Raw genomic sequence first — 21,381 nt, forward strand, 5'->3', positions numbered from 1 at the left:
AACGCGGACAGATGGATTGCTTCGCTCGCTCGCAATGACGGATGAGAGATAACGGCCGTCTCAACCCATCTCGGCAACGACCTCGGCGAGCCGATCGTAGGCGGGCGCGACGCCCTTATCGATGCCGGAGTTGAGATGGCCGTCACGGGCCTCCTTGGTCGGATGCTTGATGGTGGTGGTCAGCGTCGTCGTGCCGGCTTCCTCGACGAAGGTCGAGATGACGAGATATTCCTCGCTGGTGAAGCCCGGCATCGAGAACGTTTCGCCGAATGCCAACCGCTCCGGACGCACCACTTCGCGATAGGTGCCGGTGAGTTCATGCTCGATGCCCTCGGACGAGCGGAACACGAACCGATAGGCGCCGCCGACCCGCAGGTCGACTTCACACACCGGCATCGTGAGCTGCTCGCAGCCAAGCCAGCGCATCAGATATTCCGGCTTTGTCATCGCATCGAACACAAAGCGCCGCGGCGCGTCGAACTGGCGCGTCATGGCGAATTCGAAATCCGACGGGGTCGTGATCCTCAGCGTCTTATCCACGCGTGCGTCCACGTTGCTTCTCCTTGGTTACTCTGACTTTACGTTGACTACGCGGCGGGGCCTTTGCGGCCTCCTCCACCTTCATCTCCTCGAGCAGACCGTCGAGGCGGTTGAAGCTCTCGTCCCAGAAGCGGCGGAAATTGCCGAGCCAGCCATCGACCTGCTTGAACGAGGCGGGCGCGATCCGGCATGGCCGCCACTGCGCCTCGCGCCCGCGCGAGATCAGACCTGCATGCTCCAGCACCTTCAGGTGCTTGGAAATCGCCGGCAGGCTCATGTCGAACGGCTTTGCCAGCTCCATCACCGAGGTCTCGCCGAGCGCAAGCCGCGCCAGGATCGCGCGCCGGGTCGGGTCGGCCAGCGCCGCGAAGGTTGAACTGAGGGGGTCCAGCGGCATGTACTTAGCTCATCGGTTAAATAACCTTTGGGCTAAATACACATGAACGGCGCCCACGTCAACGGCCGTTTTTGGCCGCTGGCGCAGGTAACGGCCCTTCCCTCCCTCTCCCCGTTCTTACGGGGAGAGGGTTGGGGTGAGGGGCTGCTTTCCGCATATCCGGCGGTCACCGCATTCGCTGAGACTCCCCTCACCCGGATCGCATCTCGCGATGCGATCCGACCTCTCCCCGCAAGCAGGGCGAGGTGAAGCCGAGCCCATTTCGCAATTCTACGATTTGCGCGCGAAAGTGACGTGCGTGGCGTTCGGGCTCGCGACGTTTGAGACAACGGCGTAACCGAGCGCGGGCAGATCGATGCCGGCGAACAGATTCTCGCCTGCGCCAAGCAGCACCGGCGACAGCGCCAGCTGCACCTCGTCGAGCAGCCGCGCCTCAAGGAATTGGCGCACCAGCGACACGCCTCCGCCGACCCGGATGTCCTTGTCCCCAGCAACAGCACGCGCGCGCTCTAGCGCTGCGTGAATGCCATCGGTCACGAAATGGAAAGTGGTGCCGCCTTCCATTTCGATGTCAGGCCGCGCGTGATGGGTCAGCACATAGGTCGGCGTGTGATACGGCGGATTGGGGCCCCACCAGCCCTTCCAGGACTCGTCGGGCCACGGCCCACGGATCGGGCCGAACATGTTCCGCCCGAGGATCCAGGCGCCGATATTCTCCATCGACTTGCGCGCGATCTCGTCATCGAGCCCGGTGCTTCCGCCGTCCTGGCCGAATGTCTGGCGAAACGTCCGTGTCTGGAGGAACCAGCCGGGCAACACCATGCCGCCTTCGCCGAATGGATTTTCAAGGCTCTGGCGCGGCGCCGCGCCAAATCCGTCGATCGAGACCGAGAATGCTGAAGTTCTGACTTTTCCCATGAGATTCCGCTTCCATAAGTGGGGAGACCTTACGGAAGACGGGCAGGAAAACCAGCGCCCGACATTTGCTGCTAAAGAAATTTGCCGCTTCTATTTGGCCTTGCACATCAGGTCGATAGCGCCCTGCACGATCGCCTCGAGCTCCCGGCGCGGCACCCGGGCGCGGGCACGGATCGCGATGGTGTGGATGGTGGCGGAGGCTAGGTGCGCCAGCGCCGCCGGATCGGCACCCTCGGGCAACTCGCCGCGCTCCTTGGCGTGGCGGAAGCAGATGCCGAACGCCTTGTCGAGCTCGGTCAGCCCCTCCACCACCATGTTGCGGATGTCAGGATCGGACACCGCCTCCGACGCAGCGGTCATCACCGTGAAGCAGCCGCGCGGGCCGGACTCCCCGGAAAGATAGATGTCGAGCGCGATGCGATAGATGCGCTCCAGCCGCTCGCGCAGCGGCGCATCGGCGCGGAAGATGTCGGCCATCGCGACGCGCGCGTCATCGCGATAGCGCTGGTAGCTCTTGATGTAGAGCTCGCGCTTGTCGCCGAACGCGCCATAGAGGCTCGGCCGGTTCATCCCGGTCGCCGCGCTCAGATCATCGAGCGAGGTCGCGGCAAAGCCATCGCGCCGGAACAGATCGAGCGCCTTGCCGAGCGCGACATCGGGCTCATAGGCGCGCGGCCGCCCCCGCCGCTTCGGCGCAACGGGCGCAGCCATTTTGGCAGCAGATGGCGGCTTCTTACTTTTTTGTACCATTTCGCATAAATTCCTTGACGCAGCTAATATTATCCAAGACAGTACAAAAATCAACAACGGCCGGACACCCGCGCCAGACACTGGAGGCACCCATGGATCTTTATTTCTCGCCGCTCGCCTGCTCGATGGCGACCCGCGTCGCGCTCTATGAAGCGGGCCAGCCGGCCAACTATCTCGAGGTCGACCCGAAGACCAAGCAGGTGCGTAACGACGGCACCGACTTCAACAAGGTCAACCCGCTTGGGCTGGTGCCGACGCTGCGCACCGATGATGGTGTGGTGCTGACCGAGAACGCCGCGATCCTGCAATATGTCGCCGACCAGTTCCCCCGGGCCGGGATCGGCACCGCGTCGAACGCCGAGCGCTCGAAGCTGCATCAATGGCTGTGCTTCATCGGCACCGAGTTGCACAAGGGCCTGTTCCTGCCGCTGCTCGACAAGAAGGCGCCGCCGGAGGCCAAAACCTACGCGCTGGAAAAATACGTTTCGCGGCTCGACTATGTCGAAGACCACCTGAAGGGCCGCGACTACCTGCTCGATCATTTCAGCGTCGCCGACGCCTATCTCGTCACCGTGATCAACTGGACCATGGCGACACCGCCGATCGAGCTCGCAAAATGGCCGGCGCTGAAGGCCTATTACGAGCGCCTGCGCGCACGGCCTTCGGTCGCGAAGGCAGTCGCGGAAGAATTCGAGCTCTACAAGGCCGAGATCGCGCGGCACAAGGCGGCGGCATAAGGCTCTCTCCGCTCCCTCTCCCCGTTCTTCACGGGGAGAGGGTTGGGGTGAGGGGCCGCTTCCGCAAAAGCGCTGCTTGTTGTTACGTCAGCATCCCCGGCAAATCGAAAGCTTGCGAGTATTAGAGAGTTCGTCCGCAGACTCTCCCTTTCCTGCAGGAGGTGTCGGCAGTTCCATAAAGACCGGCTGGAATTTCTTCCATTGATCGTAGTATTCCGCCGGCAAAGTGTACGGCTGGCATTCAATGATCGCTCGCAGCGCACTTTTTTGATACGCCTGAGCATAGTCTGACGTGGCCGGCTTGCTCCCTGGCAGCACCAAAGGTTGCCCATCCAGCTTGCCCTCTGGCGTCAGGTCGACCGTGATCTCAACCCTCACATTTGCCGCATCGCTCCCGGCGCGTGCAGGCTTCTTCCAACACCTCTCGACTTGATATCGAAACATCGGCCCCCACGTATCCGGCCCGCGCATTTTATCCTTCGCCGCGCTTGGCTGGATAGGAACGGCGCTAAGCGCGGCCGTGAGGAGGAAGCCTGCGAGCGCAAAGGCTCTAGAACGTTCAAGCGTCATGTAATGGTCCGGCAGAAGCGGTGAGGTTGCAACGCCGACCAGCATAGACCAGCCCACATCGAGACTCGTAAACGTTTTCGATAGGCCAGTACGGTTGACCGTAGCCCGGATGGAGCGCAGCGCAATCCGGGATCGGCTGTGCCACAGAAGAGACCGCCCTGGATTTCGCTTCGCTTCATCCGGGCTACGAAGAGCCGATCAGAACGGCTCCTGCCCCAACCCCGGCACATCAGCCGGGCGCGGGCCCGGCGCGGGCCAATGGAAGCGGCGATCCTTCTCCGCAATCGCGATGTCGTTGATCGAGGCTTCGCGGCGGCGCATCAGGCCGTGCTCGTCGAACTCCCACTGCTCGTTGCCATAGGAGCGAAACCAGTTGCCGGCGGCGTCATGCCATTCGTACTGGAAGCGCACCGCGATGCGGTTGCCGTCGAACGCCCAGAGATCCTTGATCAGACGATACTCCTGCTCCTTCTCCCATTTGCGGGTCAGGAAGGCGACGATCGCCTCGCGGCCCTGGAACACCTCGGAGCGATTGCGCCAGCGGCTGTCCTCGGTATAGGCGCCGGCAACCCGGACGGGGTCGCGCGAATTCCAGGCATCCTCCGCCATGCGCGCTTTCTGCGCGGCGGTCTCGCGGGTGAAAGGCGGCAGCGGCGGGCGTGACATCGGCGATCCCTCGCGGTTGAGGCATGATCCGGAAAAGTGTGAAGCGGTTTTCCGAAAAGATCATGCTGGAAATGGAAGACAAAGCACGATCAATCTGATCGCGCTATGTCGCGCGCAAATCTAGCGCCACTCCACGCAGAGTCGATGGGGCGTTTCCTATCGCCCCATAGCTAGGCCAGATCGGCCTTCATCAGCGCACGGATGGACTTCGGAATCGGCTGTGCCCTGCCCTGGCTGACGAAGGCAACGCGCACCTGTGCCTTCACAAGCACGTCATCGCCGCGCCTGACCTCCTGCGCCAGCATGATGGAGGCGCCCTTCACCGCGATCGGCCAGGTCACGACGTCGAGCATGTCGTCCATCCGCGCAGGCTTGAGGAAGTCCAGCGTCATCGAGCGCACGACAAAGGCGAAGCCGCCGGTCTCCTCCTGCGCCTCCTCGAACAGCGCGTTCTGTTCGGCGCCCATCAGACGCAGATGATTGGTGCGCCCGCGCTCCATGAACCGCAGATAATTGGCGTGGTAGACGATGCCGGAAAAGTCGGTGTCTTCGTAATAGACGCGCACCTGCATATGGTGCCGGCCATCGCGGATCGCGCCGTCGATATGGGGTAAGGTCAATTGCGGCCCCTCGATTGCGTTGGAGCGCGGTGGATTCAGACTGAATCATCCCCGCGCTCCAGCTTGTTGTTTGCGCATGATCTTTCGGAAAACCGCTTCGCACTTTTCCGGATCATGCTTTGGAACGACAATCGTGTTGCGCAAATTCCTGCATCACGCAAGCGCGATCAGGACACCGCCGGTCCCTTGGCGCCGAGCGTCACCTGCACGATCTCGGGCGGCACGCCGAGGCGGAACGGCATGATGCTGCAGCCGAGGCCGCCGGAGACGACGACGTCGCATTTCAGCTTGATGTGGCCATATGCGAGCCGCATGCCGTGCTTCACCGGTACCGCCGGCGACCAGCCGAGCAGCCGGATCTGGCCGCCATGGGTGTGGCCGGACAGTTGCAGCGCGACGCGCGAGGGCACGCGGAGCGCAACGTCAGGCTCATGCGCGAGCAGGATCACCGGCGCATCGTCGGTGACCTTCGCGAGCGTCCCGTTGAGATCGTCGACGCCGATCCGCCGAACTTCGCGGTAGCGCCGTGCCGCCATGAAGGCGAGCTGGTCGCCGAGACCGGCAAGCCAGAACGGGCGGTTATCCTTGACGAGCCGCACCGCGTCGTTCTCGTAGACCGGGATGCCGGCGCGCTCCAGCGCGCGGCGCGCGACCGGTGTGCCCTGGCCCAGGCGCTGCACCGTCTTGTCTTCCCAGTAATCGTGGTTGCCAAGCACGGCGTGCACGCCGAGCGGCGCCTTGAGATCCTTCAGCACCGCGGCCCATTCCGAGGCCGGAATGAAACGTGTCACGTGGCGCAGCCCCGCGACATAATCGCCGAGCAGCACGATGATGTCGGGGTTGAGTGCGTTGGTCCGCTCGACGATGTCTGCGATGCGATCGAGCGACATCCAGGGATCGCAGGCGTGAATGTCGGCGAGCGCGACGATCTTGAGCGGAAAGTCCGCCGGCCATTGCCGCGGCGACAGGTCGTAGCGCGTCAGCGTGAGGCGGACGACCGGCTCGCTCAGGCCATAGGCCGCGGTCGAGGCCGTGGCGGCGGTCAGTCCGCCGGCGGTGCGTAGAAAATTTCGGCGTGAAATCATGGACGCGTGATCGGTGATGCCTGAGCGACCATACGCTCTCTGATTGGGCGAAATTGGGCCGTGTTTGTGCAGACGCCTTGCAGAGCCGTCGCAATGGTTAGCAGGTAAGGCTACCGGTACGCGCGATGCACTGCATCAACACGTCTTCTCACGTCTTCGCGAGCAGGAATCAATCCTCGTCGCCATTGCCGCCGAACAGGCCGAACTGCGAGGGATCACGGTTCGGCTCGGCGAGGCCGAGATGGCGGAAGGCGTGCGAGGTCAGCAGCCTTCCGCGCGGGGTGCGCTGCAGATAGCCGCACTGGATCAGATAGGGCTCGATGATGTCCTCGATCGCATCGCGCGGCTCCGACAGCGCCGCCGCCATGGTCTCGACGCCGACCGGCCCACCGCCATAGTTCAGGGCGATGGTGGTGAGATAGCGCCGGTCCATCGCATCGAGCCCGGCACTGTCGACCTCGAGCGCGCTGAGCGCCCGGTCAGCGATGCCGCGATCGACGGAATCAGCATCGGCCGCGGAAGCAAAGTCGCGCACCCGGCGCAGCAGGCGGCCGGCGATCCGCGGCGTGCCGCGGGCGCGACGCGCGATCTCGTTGGCGCCATCCGCGCTCATGCCGATGTTCAGCACGCGGGCGCCGCGGGTGACGATCTTCTCCAGCTCTTCCACGGTGTAGAAATTCAGCCGGATCGGAATGCCGAAGCGGTCGCGCAGCGGATTGGTCAGCAGGCCCGCGCGCGTCGTCGCACCGACCAGGGTGAACTTCGACAGCTCGATCTTCACCGAGCGCGCTGCGGGGCCTTCACCGATGATGAGGTCGAGCTGGAAATCCTCCATCGCGGGATAGAGCACTTCTTCCACCGCCGGGCTGAGACGATGGATCTCGTCGATGAACAGCACGTCGCGCTCTTCGAGATTGGTGAGCAGCGCCGCGAGATCGCCGGCCTTCGCAATGACAGGGCCGGAGGTGGCACGAAAGCCGACGCCGAGCTCACGCGCAACGATCTGCGCCAGCGTGGTCTTGCCGAGGCCAGGCGGACCGACGAACAGCACGTGATCCAGCGCCTCGCCGCGCTTCTTGGCGGCCTCGATGAAGATCGAGAGATTCTTGCGGGCCTGGGCCTGGCCGACGAACTCCGTCAGCGACTGCGGACGCAGCGCGGTGTCGCCGACATCGTCGGAGCGGCGTTCGGGCGAGACCATGCGCGAGGGCGTGTTCACTTCGACAATTCCTTAAGCCCCAGCCGGATCAGCTGCGCGGTCTCGGCGCTCTCACCGGCGCTGCGCGAGGCGGCGGCGATGGCGGCGGCGGCCTGCGGCTGGCCGTAGCCGAGATTGACCAGCGCCGAGATCGCATCCGTCACCGGGCGCGGCGCGCGGTTGTTGTCGATCGCACCCGAGAGCTGCACCACCGCGGGATCGACATCGGCAAAGCTAGGCGCTTTGTCCTTCAATTCGCTGACGATGCGCTCGGCGACCTTCGGCCCGACCCCCGGCGTGCGGGCGACCGCGGCCTTGTCGCGCAGCGCGATCGCGTTCGCCAAATCCGTTGGTGGCAAAGTGCCGAGCACTGCGAGCGCGACCTTGGCGCCGACGCCCTGCACGGTCTGCAACAGGCGAAACCACTCGCGCTCGTGATCACTGCGGAAACCGAACAGCTTGATCGCGTCCTCACGGACATAGGTCTCGATCGAGAGCACGGCCGCTCCGCCCGGCGACGGCAACGCCTGCAGCGTACGACCAGCGCAATGCACCTGGTAACCGACACCGCCGACATCGAGGATCACATAGTCCTCGCCGTAGGAATCGATCAGGCCCTTCAGCTTGCCGATCATCGTGCCACCTCGCACTCGGTACTCACACTGCGTTCGAATGCTTCAGTGAAGGACGTACCGGCGGAAGGGTTCCCTCCCCCCTTGCGGGGGAGGGTTAGGGAGAGGGGTACCACACGACGTGCTCTCTCAATTTCCGTTCCGACGACAGGTAGCCGACTTTGCGAGGGCAATGCGCTCATCAATCGTCTCGCCCGGGGCTTACCCCTCTCCCCAACCCTCCCCCGCAAGGGGGGAGGGAGCCTGTAGAGCGTGCTCTCCTCACTTGCGCCGATCATAGGTTCGCCACCCTGAGCCGCAGCGCGGTGCTCTGGCGGTGATGCGCGTGGGTGATCGCAATCGCGAGCGCGTCGGCGGCATCGGCGGTTGGCGGTTCGGCCTTCGGCAGCAGGATCTTCAGCATCACCTGGATCTGGTTCTTCTCGGCATGGCCGGCGCCGACCACGGTCTTCTTGACCTGGTTCGGCGCGTATTCGGCGACCGAGATACCGAACATTGCAGGCGCCAGCATGGCGACGCCGCGGGCCTGGCCGAGCTTCAGCGTGGCCACGCCATCCTTGTTGACGAAGGTCTGCTCGACCGCGGCCTCGGCCGGCCTGAAGTCACCGAGCACGGCGGCAAGGCCCTCATGGATCGCGAGCAGCCGGCTCGCCAGCGGCAGATCGTCCGGCGGCTCGACCGAACCGCAGCCGATATAGACCAGGCGGTTGCCTTCGGTCTCGATCACGCCCCAGCCGGTGCGGCGGAGACCCGGATCGATACCGATGATGCGGACGGGAGAGCGAATCGGCTGGGCTGTCATGGGGTAGTGATACCGCCTAGCCTGCGAGAACGAAACACAAACGGAGGCTCATCCCCGCCTGTGTCGCGGTCGGCCCCGCTGATCATCCCGCCTTTGCTCGTCATCCCCCGCGAAAGCGGGGGATCCAGTACGCCGCGGCTTCTCGGATCAAAACACCGGCCTCTGGAATACTGGATCGCCCGGTCGAGCCGGGCGATGACAGCAGTGCACGGCCTCAGCCGCCCATCTTCGCGAGCAGCGCGTCGGAGACCTCGAAATTGGCGAACACGTTCTGCACGTCGTCGTGCTCGTTGAGCAGGTCCATCAGCTTCAACAGCTTTTCGCCGGTTTCGTCGTCGACCGAGACGGTGTTCTGCGGCTTCCAGGTCAGCGCCGCCTTGCGCGGCTCGCCGAACTTCGCTTCCAGCGCCTTTGCCACTTCGCGGAAGGTATCCTGCGAGGCGTAGACCTCGTGACCGGATTCGCTTGACACCACGTCGTCGGCGCCGGCCTCGATCGCGGCATCCAGCATCGCGTCGTCGGAGGCGACCTTGGCGTCGTATTCGATGATGCCGGTGCGATCGAACATGAAGGCGACCGAGCCGGTTTCGCCGAGATTGCCTCCCGACTTGGTGAAGAACGAGCGGATATCGGAGGCGGCGCGATTGCGGTTGTCGGTCAGCGCCTCGACAATGACGGCGACGCCGCCGGGGCCATAACCCTCGTAGCGGATCTCGTCATAGTTCTCGCCCTCATTGCCGGCGGCCTTCTTGATGGCGCGGTCGATATTGTCCTTCGGCATGTTCTCGGCGCGGGCCGCGACCACGGCAGCGCGCAGCCGCGGGTTCATCGCCGGGTCCGGGGTGCCGAGCTTGGCCGCCACGGTGATTTCGCGGGCCAGCTTGCCGAAAAGCTTCGACTTCTGGGCATCCTGCCGGCCCTTGCGGTGCATGATGTTCTTGAATTGGGAATGGCCGGCCATGCGACGTCTCTTCGGAGCTTAGGGTCTGAACAGGGATGGAAAACGCGGCCTTATAGGCCCCTGGCGGTCAAAATCAAAGGATCGGCGGGGCCCTTCGGCCCGGGAATACTACCGCAACCCCGAATATGAGGCACTTGTTAACCATGACTTCATGCCCGGATGCGAGGATCGCCCCGTCTCGCCGCAACTTCCAAGAGCTCCCATGGCATTCGGTTTGTTTCGAAAGCAAGTGCCGGAGACGGCTGCGCCGGCCGTCGCGACGCAGGTTCCAGCCGCGACCGCTGCGCCAGACGCCTCGACCGAGACTGATTCGGCCCAGGATTCTGCCAAAGGCTCGGCCAAGGAAATCCTGGAACTGCTGGAACTCGAGCTTGGCGCGATGATCCGCCAGCTCGAACGCGCCGCAAGCTCGGTCGCCGACGGCGCCGAGGCGACGGCAGCGAGGCTCGCGACCATCCGTGCCCGCACCGACGCGCTGGCCGGCCGCAGCAGCGATGCGCAGAGCACCGCGACGACATTCTCCGAAGCCGCCGACCGCTTCACCCATTCCGCCGAGGGCATCGGCGCGCAGGTGCGCAGCGCGAGCCAGCTCGCCGACGACGCCGCAGCCGCGGCGCGCGAGGCCACCGCCAATGTCGACCGCTTGCGGGAGTCCTCGGCCGCGATCGGCAATGTCGTCAACCTGATCGCGCAGATCGCGCGGCAGACCACGCTGCTGGCGCTCAACTCGACCATCGAGGCGGCGCGCGCCGGCGCCGCCGGCAAGGGCTTTGCGGTGGTCGCAACCGAGGTCAAGGCGCTCGCGGTGCAGACCCAGAGCGCGACCGAGGAGATCACGCGCAAGATCGAGGCGCTGCAGAAGGACGCCACCGGATCGGCCGACGCCGTGCACCGCATCTCGCAGGCGATCGACAAGATCCGCCCGGTGTTCGAGAACGTCAACGGCGCGGTCGCCGAGCAGAACCAGATCACTGGCGAGATGGGCCAGAACGCGGCCTCCGCCTCCAACTTCATCGTCTCGGTCGGCACCAGCGCCGGCGAGATCGACAGTGCGACCCGCGAAGCCGCCGCGCATGGCGACAATGTCGCGAAGGCCGGCAAGGCAGTCACTGCGTTTGCCCAGAAGCTGAAGGCGCGCTGCGCGGTGCTGCTGCGCCAGGACGAGCGCGGCGATCCGCGCAAGAACGAGCGCCTGCCCTGCAGCCTCACCATCGAGATCACGACGGCGCGCGGCAACGTCACCGCGCCGGTCTACGAGCTCGCGATGGACGGCATCCTGATCGGCGGGCCCGATGCCGAGAAGCTGCCGGCCCATGAGACGCTAAGCGCGAGCTTGCAGGATATCGGCGCGTGCCGGATCCGGATCGGCGACCGCTCCAAGGCAGGCAGCCAGGCCCGCTTCGAGGCGCCGACTGCCGAGTTGCGCGAAAAGATCGAAGACCGGATGTGGGCAATCCACGAGGAGAACGCCGAACTCATCACCCGCGCGATGGAAGCAGGCGCCGAGCTGAGCAAGATATTCGAGAACGGACTGGCGAGCGGCGCCCTCACGATCGCGGACATGTTCGACACCGACTATGTCGAGATCACAGGCACCAATCCGGTGCAGTACCGCACCAGGATGCTGGATTGGGCGGATCGCGCGCTGCCCGCTCTGCTCGAGACGTTCCTTGCCAGGGACAAGCGCCTGGCGTTCTGCGCGACGGTCGACCGCAACGGCTATCTGCCGGTCCACAACAAGATCTACTCGCATCCGCAGCGGCCGGGGGATGTGGCATACAACATCGCCAATTGCCGCAATCGCCGCATCTTCAACGATCCCGCGGGCCTCGCCGCCGCGCACAATGAGCGCGCCTACCTGGTGCAGAGCTACGCCCGCGACATGGGCAACGGCACCACCGTGATGATGCGCGAGATCGACGTACCAATCCGCGTGCGCGGCCGGCACTGGGGCGCTTTCCGCACCGCCTACAAGCTTTGACGACTTCGTAGCCCGGATGCAGCGAAGCGCAATCCGGGACACCCCGTGCACGCTCAGGCAAGACGACCTGCGCGAATCACGCTCTAGATGGGAATGGGGAATGCTGCGGCGGCTCGACGGGCCGCTGTAACGGAGGAAACGCGACATGTCGGCTGCGCAGCTTGCAGTGCTGGATACGTCATCGAACCGGACGCTCGCCGAACGGCTGGTCGACCAGCTCGCCGACCGCATCGGCGGCCTCGGGGTGGAGCTTGCCGACATCGCCGGCAATGTCCAGGAGGTTGCCAACCGCGTCACCAACCAGTCCGAGCGGTTCCATCACTTGCAGGAGACCGCCGAGATCATGGTCTCGGCCAATCACGACATCGCCAATGCCTCGCAGGCGGTGCAATCGACCGCATCCGCCGCGGCCGGCCAGATTGCGGAATCGCGCACCGTGGTCGAGACGGCGGTCAGCCACATCGCGGAACTCGTCGCCGCCGTCGGACGGATCGAGGCGCGGCTTGCCGCGGTCGGCTCGGCGCTGAGCCAGGTTGCCAAGGTCTCCGGCTCGATCGAGGCGATCGCCAAGCAGACCAACCTTTTGGCGCTCAACGCCACCATCGAAGCAGCACGCGCCGGCAATGCCGGCCGCGGCTTCGCAGTGGTCGCGAGCGAGGTGAAGAACCTTGCCGAGGCGACCCGCCAGGCGACACATCAGATTTCCGACACCGTGCGCGATCTCGACGGCCAGATCGGCAGCCTGATCGGCGAGAGCAGCGATGCCTCGCTGCGCGCCAAGAGCGCCGGCGAAGGCGCCCGGCAGATCTCGGGCATCATCAGCCGCGTGCAGGAAGGCTTTTCATCGGTCGGCGCCGAGATCGGCAGCGTGGCGCGCGCCGCGACCTCCAATCTCGGTCATTGCGACACCGTGATCGCGGAGCTGAACGAGCTTGCCAAGGGCGTCGACCTGTCCTCGCGCGACCTCAAGCATGCCGACGGCCGCGTGGCGAAGCTGCTCGAGCTGTCCGAGAGCCTGATCGTGATGATCGCCGACAGCGGCGTGGAAACCAGTGATGCGCCGCTGATCCGCGTCGTGATCGATACCGCGAAGCAGATCTCCGACCTGTTCGAGAATGCCGTCGCACGCGGCGAGATCACGCTGGCGCAATTGATGGACGAGAAGTATCGCGAGATCGCCGGCACCAACCCGAAGCAATACCTGACCGACTATGTCAGCTTCACCGACCGCGTGCTGCCCGCGATCCAGGATCCGATCCAGAAGACCGATCCGCGCATCGTGTTCTGCGTCGCCTGGGCGCGCGGCGGCTATCTGCCGACCCACAATCCGAACTACCGGCAGCCGCAGGGGCCGGACCCGGTGTGGAACAACGCCAATTGCCGCAACCGCCGGCTGTTCAACGACCGCGCGGTGAGCAAGGTCGCGGCCAATACCAAGCCGTTCCTGCTGCAGACCTACCGCCGCGACATGGGCGGCGGCAATTTCGTGCTGATGAAGGACCTGTCATCGCCGATCTTCGTCGGCGGCCGCCACTGGGGCGCGTTCCGGATGGGCTTCCGGCAGTCGTGAATCCGCGGCCTCATAGCCCATGTGAAGCCAACGGTCGTCCGGGTGCGCTTGGCTGAGCGCGCTACCAAAATATCGAAAACAACCCCATGCAAAGCAGCCGGCGTCCGACACGGCAACTTGACACGACGGGCAACTCACCGGTACTCTTCTATTATTCCGAAATCGTGTGTAGCCCGTAACCTGGATGGAGCGAAGCGCAATCCGGGGCTCTCGCAGGCTGAAAGACTGGTCCCGGATTTCGCGGAGCCTGTCATCGGGCGCGCGTTCGCGCGACCCGTTGGCTCCATCCGGGCTACAGCACTATCGCGCTACGTCCAAAACCCCGGCACCACGGGCTCGAGTCGGCCGCCGGCGCGCACCGGCGCGACCTTGACCGCAAGCCCGGTTGCATCGTCGGTCTCGACCGCGATACCGCTGAGCGTCGCAACGCCGCCGGCCGGCTCGAAACGGCCGGAGGGAATGCCGGTGAGGAAGCGCTGCAGCGGCTCCTCCTTCTGCATGCCGATCACCGAATCATAATCGCCGGTCATGCCGGCATCGCTCATATAGGCGGTGCCGCCGGGCAGCACCTGGTGATCGGCGGTCGGCACATGGGTATGGGTCCCGACCACGAGACTGACGCGGCCGTCGCAGAAGAAGCCGACGCCCTGCTTCTCGGAGGTCGCTTCGGCATGGAAATCGAGCACGATGGCATCGGCGCCTTCGCGTAGCGGGCAGGCCTCGAGCTCGCGATCGATCGCGCTGAACGGATCGTTCGACGACGGCTCCATGAACACGCGGCCGATCGCATTGAGCACGAGCGCGCGCTTGCCGTTCTTGGTGTCGACCAGCGTGGCGCCGCGGCCGGGCGAATGGCGCGGAAAATTCAAGGGACGGATCAGGCGCGGCGCGCGTTCGATGAAGACCAGCGCCTCTTTCTGATTCCACGCATGATTGCCGAGCGTGATGGCGTCCGCGCCGGCATCCAGCAGCTCCTGGTAGATCGCCTCGGTGATCCCAAAGCCGCCGGCGGAATTCTCGCCATTGACGACGACGAGGTCGAGCGACCAGTCCCTTATCATGCCGGGAAGATGGTCTGAGATGGCGGTGCGGCCGGTCCTGCCGACGACGTCACCAACGAAGAGGATACGCAAGGCTAGCTACTCCGGAAATCGAACGTCTTGCGCTCCGTTAGCACATAATCGAGCGGGACGTCGTGCGATAGCGCCGGAATGGCCTTGGTTTCCTGTGCGGCAAAGGCAACACCCACCCCGATCACGTGCTTGGCCTTGCGCAGATGCGCAAAGGTATAGTCGTAATAGCCGGCGCCGTAACCGATGCGGTGGCCGAGCTTGTCGAATGCGGCAAGCGGCACCAGCATCACGTCGGGATGCACCTCGGCCGCGGCCGGCGACGGCTCCGGAATGCCGAGCGGACCGAGCATCAGCCGGTCCTGCGGCGACCAGCTGCGGAAGGTCAGCGACTGGCCGCGCGCATTGATACAGGGCAGCGCGAGCCGCGCACCCTTTTCCGCAAGCTTCTTCATCAACGGCGCCGGATCGATCTCGCTGCGGATCGGCGCATAGCCGGAGATGATCATGCCTTGCGTGATCTCGAACGGCGCGCCGCGCTTGGCGAGGGCTTCGGCAGCGGTCGCGCGCTGCTCGTCGCTCAGCGCGTCGCGCTTGGCGAGGGCAAGCGCCCGAAGCTCGGCCTTCGATGGAGATGCGTGCATGATCCATCTTCCGCTGTCGTCGTCCGCGACAACGGACGATCCATCATTCAGAGACGCTAGCTTCGCAAGGCCAGGCCGCGGCGCGCTGGACGCCCCGCATCGCGGGGCACAACACTGCTTCGCAATCGAACCGCCGCAGCACGACGACAAGGCAACAGCAAAAATTCAGTGCGAAGCCGCAGAGGCCGTTGGAGCGCTCGATCCCGGAGTTCCCTACGAAAGTAGGTGGGCACCATATGTCCGGGTCCACGGACCCGGCCAGGGACAGTTCCCTAAAGGATCGATAAGGCCCCGGGGATATATGGCTCCTGACGCACGACGCAGCTTCGCGGGGGCTAATCTAGCTATCGTTGTCGCAATCCGCCAGCGGTAAGGAAGACGCCGCGCAAGCTCCCACGATCTTCTTCACCCTCCCCTGGAGGGGGAGGGTCGTATCGCATCGCGCGAAGCAAGATGCGATGCGGGGTGGGGTGAAAGTCTCTCAACCGGTGCAGCGCCCGAGTGGAGGGATCACCCCACCCCGTCTCACATTCGCTTCGCTCATTGTGAGCCGACCCTCCCCCTCCAGGGGAGGATAAGATCACCCGATCGCGATGCCGCCGCCGATGGTGCGGTTCAGCACCTGCGTGGTGCGCTCGATCCGCTCGGCGGCGGCGTTGAGCGCGTTGGAGACCGCGGTCTGGGTGGCGCGGGCGCGGTCGGTGGCGGCTGTGCGGGCATTGCGCAGCTGCTCGACCTCTTCCTCGAGGCTGCGGATGCGTGCGCTCGCATCGACCAGCTCGTCGCAGGCGGTGAGCGCCGCCATCACCGTGAGCCTGGCATCGCCGATCTCGCCGAACTTGCCGCGCAGCGATTCGACGCGCTGCTGGAGATTTTCCGCAAGCTTCAACAGCCGCACCTCCTGGCCCTCCTCGCAGGCCATCCGGTATTGCCGGCCGTTGATGGTGACGTTGATGTGGCTCATCTGCTGTCTCCGCCCTCGAGCACGGCGCGTATGGTGCCGATCGCGGCGTCGAGCTTTTCCGCGATGTCGCGATTGGCACGCTCGAGCTTGCGCGTCTTCACCAGCGATCCGTCGAGTTCGTCGGCAAGCCGGGAGCGATCGGCGCCGAGCGCCTGGATCCGGCTCGCCAATTCATTCTCGTCGCGGTCGGCCTCGCGGCGCCGCTCCACGGAGCTTTCCAGCGCATCGAGCGCGGCCATCAGCCGCTTGGTCGCAGCGTCGATATCGGCAAGCGGTGCCTCGGTATTGCCAGACCCGTTGGCGAGACGATCACTCATGACACGCGGCGTTGACCCCTCAGGTAGGCCGTTAGAGATGGCTGCCGCACGGCAAAAGCGGCGGTTCGGCAAGCGTTTAGCGGACGAAATTTACGTGGCAAGCGAGGGAAGCGCAACGGCGGCGCAGAACTATGCACCGTTCAATGAAATTGGGCGATTTCCGGCAACTTTTCCCCGTTTTGGGGCGTTCCATCGCCTTGGACTTGCGGAATTGAGGTGCTAATCCACCCTCCAACCCGTAAGGCCCATCCACACACGTGTCGCGGCTGCCCGCCCGATGCGTTCAGAATCAGCTCTCATTCCAGGCGGACTTTTCATCATGACGCAGGTCGATCACACCCGTATGGCCAATGCGATCCGTGGCCTTGCCATGGACGCCGTCGAGAAGGCGAATTCCGGCCATCCCGGCCTGCCGATGGGCGCCGCCGACATCGCGACCGTGCTGTTCACGAAGTTTCTGAAATTCGATGCCGCCGACACCGCGTGGCCCGATCGCGATCGCTTCGTGCTGTCGGCCGGCCATGGCTCGATGCTGCTCTACGCGTTGCTGTACCTCACCGGCAACAAGGACATGACGCTCGACCAGATCAAGCGCTTCCGCCAGCTCGGATCGCTGACGCCGGGACATCCGGAGAATTTCCACACCAAGGGCATCGAGACCACCACCGGCCCGCTCGGCCAGGGCATTGCGACAGCGGTCGGCATGGCGCTCGCCGAGAAGATGCTCGCCGCGGAATTCGGCAAGAAGATCGTCAACCACCACACCTATGTGCTCGCCTCCGACGGCGACCTGATGGAAGGCATCTCGCAGGAAGCGATCGCGCTCGCCGGCGTGTGGCGGCTCAACAAGATGATCGTGCTGTACGACGACAACGGCATCTCGATCGACGGCCCGACCTCGATCTCCGATTCCGTCGACCAGGTGAAGCGCTTCAAGTCCGCGGGCTGGGCCGCCGAATTGATCGACGGCCATGATCCGCAGGCGATTGCCGCTGCGATCACCCGCGCGCAGAAATCCAGCAAGCCTTCGATGATCGCCTGCAAGACCACGATCGGTTACGGCGCGCCGCACAAGGCCGGCACGGCGAAAGCCCATGGTGAAGCGCTCGGCGCCGACGAGCTCAAGGCCGCCAAGGAGAAGCTCGGCATCTCGCTCGAGCCGTTCTCGGTGCCCGACGATGTGCTGAAGGCGTGGCGCGAGGCGGGTGCCCGCGGCGCCGCCGAGCACAAAGCATGGGACGAGCAGTTCGCGCAGCTCGGCAACCGCAAGCGCGCCGAGTTCGAGCGCCGCATCCGACACGAGCGGCCGCAGTCGCTCGCCAAGGGGCTGCGAGCCTTCAAGAAGGGCCTCTTGGAAAACCCGCTCAACGTCGCCTCCCGCAAATCATCGGAAGCTGCGATCGAGGTGATCGCGGCCGCGATGCCGATGGAATTCGTAGCCGGCTCCGCCGACCTCACCGGCTCCAACAACAACAAGGCAAAGTCGGCGACAGCGTTCGGCGCCAAGACGCCGAAGGGCCGCTTCATCCATTACGGCATCCGCGAGCACGGCATGGCGGCGTGCCTCAACGGCATCTTCCTGCATGGCGGTTTCGCGCCGAACGGCGCCACCTTCCTGGTGTTCACCGACTATGCGCGCCCCGCGATGCGGCTGTCGGCGCTGATGGGCACCGGCGTGGTCTATGTCATGACCCATGACTCGATCGGCCTCGGCGAGGACGGCCCGACGCACCAGCCGGTGGAGCATCTCTCGGCGCTGCGCGCGATCCCCAACATGCGCGTGTTCCGTCCCTGCGACGCGGTCGAGACCGCCGAGTGCTGGGAACTGGCGCTCAACCGCATCGACGGACCGACGGTGCTGGCGCTGACCCGCCAGAACCTGCCGCAGCTCCGCACCACGGCGCCGAACGACAACCCGTGCAGCCACGGCGCCTACGAGCTGGTCGCGGCACAGGGTGACGCAAAAGTGTCATTGTTCGCGTCCGGTTCCGAGGTCCAGATCGCGGTCGAGGCGCAGAAGCAGCTGGCCGGGCGCGGCATCGCGACGCGGGTCGTCTCGGTCCCGTCGCTGGAATTGCTGCTGGCGCAGCCCGCCGAGCGGCAAAATGCCATTATCGGCAACGCTCCGGTCAAGATTGCGATCGAGGCCGCGGTGCGCTGGGGCTGGGATGCCGTGATCGGCCATGATGGCGAATTCATCGGCATGCACGGTTTCGGCGCCAGCGCCCCGGCGAAGGACCTTTTCCCGCATTTCGGCATTACCGCTGAGGCCGTCGTTAACGCTGCCACGAAGCGCGTCTGACGCTGGCCTGACACCCGCGGGCCAAGGTTGAGCTTGTCGCGAAAAAGGATTACCTAAGCTCCATCTTTTCCGTACGCGCCCGGCCGAACCGGGCGTTCCGCCGTAAAAACCTCGTGGGAGCCCTCCCGCGGGGCTGACAACAGCATTAGAGGAGACGAGCATGGCAATCCGCGTCGCGATCAACGGGTTTGGGCGTATCGGCCGCAACATTCTGCGCGCCATCGCCGAGTCCGGCCGCAAGGACATCGAGGTGGTCGGCATCAACGACCTCGGTCCGGTCGAGACCAATGCGCATCTGCTGCGCTTCGATTCCGTGCACGGCCGCTTCCCGGGCACCGTGACCGTCGATGGCGACACGATCAGCCTCGGCGACAACAAGATCAAGGTTTCGGCCGAGCGCGATCCCTCCAAGCTGCCGTGGAAGGCCCTCGGCGTCGACGTCGCGCTGGAATGCACCGGCATCTTCACCTCAAAGGACAAGGCTTCGGCGCACCTCACCGCCGGCGCCAAGCGCGTGCTGGTCTCGGCGCCCGCCGACGGCGCTGACGCCACCATCGTCTACGGCGTCAACCACGACACGCTGAACAAGGATCAGCTGGTCGTCTCCAACGGCTCCTGCACCACCAACTGCCTCGCGCCGGTCGCCAAGGTGCTGAACGACACCGTCGGCATCGAGACCGGCTTCATGACCACGATCCACGCCTATACCGGCGACCAGCCGACGCTCGACACCCTGCACAAGGACCTCTATCGCGGCCGCGCCGCTGCGATGTCGATGATCCCGACCTCGACCGGTGCTGCGAAGGCGATCGGCCTGGTGCTGCCCGAGCTGAAGGGCAAGCTCGACGGCGTCTCGGTCCGCGTGCCGACCCCGAACGTTTCCGTCATCGACCTCAAGATCGTCGCCAAGCGCGCTACCGATGCCAAGGAGATCAACGAGGCGATGAAGCGCGCCTCCGAGCAGCAACTCAAGGGCATCCTCGGCTACACCAACGCGCCGAACGTCTCGATCGACTTCAACCACGATCCGCACTCGGCCACCTTCCACATGGACCAGACCAAGGTGCAGAACGGCACGCTGGTGCGCGTGATGGCCTGGTACGACAACGAGTGGGGCTTCTCGAACCGCATGGCGGACACCGCCGTCGCGATCGGCAAGCTGGCTTAAGTTCGACTGTTCGTGATGCCCGGCCCCGCGCCGGGCATCTGCGTCTTTGCCCCTCCGTCATTCCGGGATGGTCCGAAGGACCAGACCCGGAATCTCGAGATTCCGGGTTCGATGCTTCGCATCGCCCCGGAATGACCGCTCTTAGTGCGAGTTGACCCCATGACAAAATCGTTCCGCACCCTCGACGACGTCAATGTGAAGGGCAAGCGCGTGCTGCTGCGCGTCGACCTCAACGTCCCCATGGAAGGCGGCCGCGTCACCGACGCCACCCGGCTCGAGCGCGTCGCCCCCACCATCACCGAAATCTCCGACAAGGGCGGCAAGGTGATCCTGCTCGCCCATTTCGGCCGGCCCAAGGGACGCGATCCCAAGGAGTCGCTCAAGCCGGTAGCCGAAGCGCTGTCGAAGGTGATCAAGCGCCCGGTCGCCTTCGCCGAGGATTGCATCGGCGAAGCCGCAGCCACGGCGGTTGCAGCACTCAAGGATGGCGACATCCTCTGTCTGGAAAACACCCGCTTCCACAAGGAAGAGGAAAAGAACGACGCCGGCTTCGTCGCAGAACTCGCCAAGCTCGGCGACATCTGGGTCAACGACGCCTTCTCCGCCGCGCATCGCGCCCACGCCTCGACCGAAGGCCTCGGCCACAAGCTGCCCGCCTATGCCGGCCGCACCATGCAGGCCGAGCTCGACGCGCTCGGCAAGGCGCTGGAAGCACCGACCAAGCCTGTCATCGCGATCATCGGCGGCGCCAAGGTCTCGACCAAGATCGATCTCCTGGAAAACCTCGTGAACAAGGTCGACGCGCTGGTGATCGGCGGCGGCATGGCCAACACCTTCCTGCACGCGCAGGGCGTCGCGGTCGGCAAGTCGCTCGCCGAGAAGGACCTCGCCGCGACCGCGCTGCGGATCATGGAGAAGGCCAACGCCGCCAACTGCGCGATCATCCTCCCGGTTGACGCTGTCGTCGCCAACCAGTTTGCCGCCAACGCGCCGTCGCACGCCTACGGCCTCGACGCGATCCCGGCCGACGGCATGATCCTCGACGTCGGCCCGCAATCGATCGCGCGGATCCACGCCGCGATCGACGATGCGGCGACGCTGGTCTGGAACGGGCCGCTCGGCGCCTTCGAGCTGACGCCGTTCGACCGCGGCACCGTGGTATCGGCCAAGCATGCCGCCGAGCGGACCAGGGCCAAAAAGCTCATCTCGGTCGCCGGCGGCGGCGATACCGTCGCGGCGCTGAACCAGGCGGGCGTGGCCGGCGATTTTTCCTACGTCTCGACCGCGGGCGGCGCGTTTCTTGAATGGATGGAAGGCAAGCCGCTGCCGGGCGTCGAAGTTTTGAAAAAGGGTTGATCGAGAGCATGATCCGGAAAAGTGTGAAGCGGTTTTCCGAAAAGATCATGCTCAAACAAAGAGATGAGATCATGATGCGTTTCCCTGGAAACGCATCATGATCTGGTTCGAATCCGAACACGCACTACAGGGA

22 protein-coding genes and 1 other RNA gene are annotated in these 21,381 nt (G+C 64.9%); 6 read left to right on the forward strand and 17 right to left on the reverse strand.

The annotated features are described in order from the left end of the window. Positions 1-60: 60 nt before the first annotated feature. The 4 genes from QDT69_RS16595 to QDT69_RS16610 all read right to left on the reverse strand — a co-directional run bounded on the left by QDT69_RS16595 (position 61) and on the right by QDT69_RS16610 (position 2,605). The gene (locus QDT69_RS16595; protein WP_279707559.1) at positions 61-540 is read right to left on the reverse strand and encodes an SRPBCC domain-containing protein; all 480 of its coding nucleotides are present in this window, start codon (positions 538-540) and stop codon (positions 61-63) included. Then, on the reverse strand, positions 533-931 hold the full coding sequence (locus QDT69_RS16600; RefSeq protein WP_279707892.1) for a metalloregulator ArsR/SmtB family transcription factor: 399 nt from the start codon (positions 929-931) through the stop codon (positions 533-535). The genes QDT69_RS16595 and QDT69_RS16600 overlap by 8 nt, the downstream gene beginning before the upstream one ends. A gap of 276 nt (positions 932-1,207) precedes the next feature. Beyond that, a complete protein-coding gene (locus tag QDT69_RS16605; RefSeq protein ID WP_279707560.1) occupies positions 1,208-1,855 on the reverse strand; it encodes a dihydrofolate reductase family protein in 648 nt (215 codons plus the stop codon). 90 nt (positions 1,856-1,945) lie between these two features. Next, entirely contained in the window at positions 1,946-2,605 is a 660-nt protein-coding gene (locus QDT69_RS16610) for a TetR/AcrR family transcriptional regulator (protein WP_279707561.1), read from the reverse strand. 92 nt (positions 2,606-2,697) lie between these two features. Here QDT69_RS16610 and QDT69_RS16615 point away from each other — a divergent pair, with 92 nt between their 5' ends. Beyond that, entirely contained in the window at positions 2,698-3,342 is a 645-nt protein-coding gene (locus QDT69_RS16615) for a glutathione binding-like protein (RefSeq protein WP_279707562.1), read from the forward strand. A gap of 87 nt (positions 3,343-3,429) precedes the next feature. Here the strand turns inward: QDT69_RS16615 and QDT69_RS16620 are convergent, their stop codons facing one another. The 8 genes from QDT69_RS16620 to QDT69_RS16655 all read right to left on the reverse strand — a co-directional run bounded on the left by QDT69_RS16620 (position 3,430) and on the right by QDT69_RS16655 (position 9,876). Further along, positions 3,430-3,912 carry a hypothetical protein gene (locus tag QDT69_RS16620; RefSeq protein ID WP_279707563.1) on the reverse strand — a complete coding sequence of 161 codons (483 nt, stop codon included), beginning with the start codon at positions 3,910-3,912 and terminating at the stop codon, positions 3,430-3,432. Between the two features lie 198 nt (positions 3,913-4,110). Then, complete coding sequence (locus tag QDT69_RS16625) at positions 4,111-4,578, reverse strand: nuclear transport factor 2 family protein (RefSeq protein ID WP_279707564.1); 468 nt, start codon at positions 4,576-4,578, stop codon at positions 4,111-4,113. Between the two features lie 170 nt (positions 4,579-4,748). Beyond that, positions 4,749-5,198: a tol-pal system-associated acyl-CoA thioesterase gene (gene ybgC, locus QDT69_RS16630; protein WP_021076499.1), complete on the reverse strand. Its 450-nt coding sequence runs from the start codon at positions 5,196-5,198 to the stop codon at positions 4,749-4,751. Positions 5,199-5,365: 167 nt separating this feature from the next. Further along, the gene (locus QDT69_RS16635; protein ID WP_279707565.1) at positions 5,366-6,283 is read right to left on the reverse strand and encodes a metallophosphoesterase; all 918 of its coding nucleotides are present in this window, start codon (positions 6,281-6,283) and stop codon (positions 5,366-5,368) included. Positions 6,284-6,452: 169 nt separating this feature from the next. Further along, the gene (gene ruvB / locus QDT69_RS16640; protein WP_279707566.1) at positions 6,453-7,502 is read right to left on the reverse strand and encodes a Holliday junction branch migration DNA helicase RuvB; all 1,050 of its coding nucleotides are present in this window, start codon (positions 7,500-7,502) and stop codon (positions 6,453-6,455) included. Beyond that, positions 7,499-8,116, reverse strand: a complete 618-nt coding sequence (gene ruvA, locus QDT69_RS16645) for a Holliday junction branch migration protein RuvA (RefSeq protein ID WP_279707567.1) — start codon at positions 8,114-8,116, stop codon at positions 7,499-7,501. The genes ruvB and ruvA overlap by 4 nt, the downstream gene beginning before the upstream one ends. Positions 8,117-8,387: 271 nt before the next feature. Then, positions 8,388-8,915, reverse strand: coding sequence for a crossover junction endodeoxyribonuclease RuvC (ruvC, locus tag QDT69_RS16650; RefSeq protein WP_279707568.1), 528 nt, complete (start codon positions 8,913-8,915; stop codon positions 8,388-8,390). Positions 8,916-9,129: 214 nt separating this feature from the next. Further along, positions 9,130-9,876, reverse strand: a complete 747-nt coding sequence (locus QDT69_RS16655) for a YebC/PmpR family DNA-binding transcriptional regulator (RefSeq protein ID WP_146989384.1) — start codon at positions 9,874-9,876, stop codon at positions 9,130-9,132. A 202-nt stretch (positions 9,877-10,078) separates the two neighbouring features. Here QDT69_RS16655 and QDT69_RS16660 point away from each other — a divergent pair, with 202 nt between their 5' ends. Beyond that, positions 10,079-11,857: a methyl-accepting chemotaxis protein gene (locus QDT69_RS16660; protein ID WP_279707569.1), complete on the forward strand. Its 1,779-nt coding sequence runs from the start codon at positions 10,079-10,081 to the stop codon at positions 11,855-11,857. Positions 11,858-12,002: 145 nt separating this feature from the next. After that, positions 12,003-13,427 (forward strand): methyl-accepting chemotaxis protein, encoded by a 1,425-nt coding sequence (locus QDT69_RS16665; protein WP_279707570.1) that lies wholly within the window; start codon positions 12,003-12,005, stop codon positions 13,425-13,427. A 308-nt stretch (positions 13,428-13,735) separates the two neighbouring features. Here the strand turns inward: QDT69_RS16665 and QDT69_RS16670 are convergent, their stop codons facing one another. The 5 genes from QDT69_RS16670 to QDT69_RS16690 form a co-directional block, all read right to left on the reverse strand. After that, the gene (locus tag QDT69_RS16670) at positions 13,736-14,560 is read right to left on the reverse strand and encodes a TIGR00282 family metallophosphoesterase (protein ID WP_279707571.1); all 825 of its coding nucleotides are present in this window, start codon (positions 14,558-14,560) and stop codon (positions 13,736-13,738) included. Positions 14,561-14,562: 2 nt separating this feature from the next. Further along, positions 14,563-15,141, reverse strand: coding sequence for a 5-formyltetrahydrofolate cyclo-ligase (locus QDT69_RS16675; RefSeq protein WP_146989375.1), 579 nt, complete (start codon positions 15,139-15,141; stop codon positions 14,563-14,565). Between the two features lie 169 nt (positions 15,142-15,310). Further along, a non-coding RNA gene (ssrS, locus tag QDT69_RS16680) (6S RNA) lies at positions 15,311-15,471 on the reverse strand. 250 nt (positions 15,472-15,721) lie between these two features. After that, positions 15,722-16,105: a cell division protein ZapA gene (locus QDT69_RS16685; protein WP_021076488.1), complete on the reverse strand. Its 384-nt coding sequence runs from the start codon at positions 16,103-16,105 to the stop codon at positions 15,722-15,724. After that, positions 16,102-16,422 (reverse strand): DUF4164 domain-containing protein, encoded by a 321-nt coding sequence (locus QDT69_RS16690; RefSeq protein WP_050419552.1) that lies wholly within the window; start codon positions 16,420-16,422, stop codon positions 16,102-16,104. The genes QDT69_RS16685 and QDT69_RS16690 overlap by 4 nt, the downstream gene beginning before the upstream one ends. Positions 16,423-16,741: 319 nt before the next feature. Between QDT69_RS16690 and tkt the strand changes: the two genes are divergently transcribed. The 3 genes from tkt to QDT69_RS16705 all read left to right on the forward strand — a co-directional run bounded on the left by tkt (position 16,742) and on the right by QDT69_RS16705 (position 21,248). Beyond that, positions 16,742-18,724 (forward strand): transketolase, encoded by a 1,983-nt coding sequence (gene tkt / locus QDT69_RS16695; protein ID WP_279707572.1) that lies wholly within the window; start codon positions 16,742-16,744, stop codon positions 18,722-18,724. 160 nt (positions 18,725-18,884) lie between these two features. Continuing rightward, positions 18,885-19,892 (forward strand): type I glyceraldehyde-3-phosphate dehydrogenase, encoded by a 1,008-nt coding sequence (gene gap / locus QDT69_RS16700; RefSeq protein ID WP_050419550.1) that lies wholly within the window; start codon positions 18,885-18,887, stop codon positions 19,890-19,892. A gap of 159 nt (positions 19,893-20,051) precedes the next feature. After that, positions 20,052-21,248, forward strand: coding sequence for a phosphoglycerate kinase (locus tag QDT69_RS16705; protein ID WP_279707574.1), 1,197 nt, complete (start codon positions 20,052-20,054; stop codon positions 21,246-21,248). The last annotated feature ends 133 nt before the right edge of the window (positions 21,249-21,381 follow it).

The sequence above is a fragment of the Bradyrhizobium sp. CER78 genome (assembly GCF_029846235.1).
GTDB lineage: Bacteria > Pseudomonadota > Alphaproteobacteria > Rhizobiales > Xanthobacteraceae > Bradyrhizobium.

What these genes read in the sequence shown, in the direction of transcription:
- QDT69_RS16605 (WP_279707560.1), bottom strand. Translation starts at nt 1,855, where the DNA reads ATGGGAAAAGTCAGAACTTCAGCATTCTCGGTCTCGATCGACGGATTT.
- QDT69_RS16610 (WP_279707561.1), bottom strand. Translation starts at nt 2,605, where the DNA reads ATGGTACAAAAAAGTAAGAAGCCGCCATCTGCTGCCAAAATGGCTGCG.
- QDT69_RS16615 (WP_279707562.1), top strand. Translation starts at nt 2,698, where the DNA reads ATGGATCTTTATTTCTCGCCGCTCGCCTGCTCGATGGCGACCCGCGTC.
- QDT69_RS16620 (WP_279707563.1), bottom strand. Translation starts at nt 3,912, where the DNA reads ATGACGCTTGAACGTTCTAGAGCCTTTGCGCTCGCAGGCTTCCTCCTC.
- QDT69_RS16625 (WP_279707564.1), bottom strand. Translation starts at nt 4,578, where the DNA reads ATGTCACGCCCGCCGCTGCCGCCTTTCACCCGCGAGACCGCCGCGCAG.
- QDT69_RS16635 (WP_279707565.1), bottom strand. Translation starts at nt 6,283, where the DNA reads ATGATTTCACGCCGAAATTTTCTACGCACCGCCGGCGGACTGACCGCC.
- ruvA (WP_279707567.1), bottom strand. Translation starts at nt 8,116, where the DNA reads ATGATCGGCAAGCTGAAGGGCCTGATCGATTCCTACGGCGAGGACTAT.
- ruvC (WP_279707568.1), bottom strand. Translation starts at nt 8,915, where the DNA reads ATGACAGCCCAGCCGATTCGCTCTCCCGTCCGCATCATCGGTATCGAT.
- QDT69_RS16655 (WP_146989384.1), bottom strand. Translation starts at nt 9,876, where the DNA reads ATGGCCGGCCATTCCCAATTCAAGAACATCATGCACCGCAAGGGCCGG.
- QDT69_RS16660 (WP_279707569.1), top strand. Translation starts at nt 10,079, where the DNA reads ATGGCATTCGGTTTGTTTCGAAAGCAAGTGCCGGAGACGGCTGCGCCG.
- QDT69_RS16665 (WP_279707570.1), top strand. Translation starts at nt 12,003, where the DNA reads ATGTCGGCTGCGCAGCTTGCAGTGCTGGATACGTCATCGAACCGGACG.
- QDT69_RS16675 (WP_146989375.1), bottom strand. Translation starts at nt 15,141, where the DNA reads ATGCACGCATCTCCATCGAAGGCCGAGCTTCGGGCGCTTGCCCTCGCC.
- QDT69_RS16685 (WP_021076488.1), bottom strand. Translation starts at nt 16,105, where the DNA reads ATGAGCCACATCAACGTCACCATCAACGGCCGGCAATACCGGATGGCC.
- QDT69_RS16690 (WP_050419552.1), bottom strand. Translation starts at nt 16,422, where the DNA reads ATGAGTGATCGTCTCGCCAACGGGTCTGGCAATACCGAGGCACCGCTT.
- tkt (WP_279707572.1), top strand. Translation starts at nt 16,742, where the DNA reads ATGACGCAGGTCGATCACACCCGTATGGCCAATGCGATCCGTGGCCTT.
- gap (WP_050419550.1), top strand. Translation starts at nt 18,885, where the DNA reads ATGGCAATCCGCGTCGCGATCAACGGGTTTGGGCGTATCGGCCGCAAC.
- QDT69_RS16705 (WP_279707574.1), top strand. Translation starts at nt 20,052, where the DNA reads ATGACAAAATCGTTCCGCACCCTCGACGACGTCAATGTGAAGGGCAAG.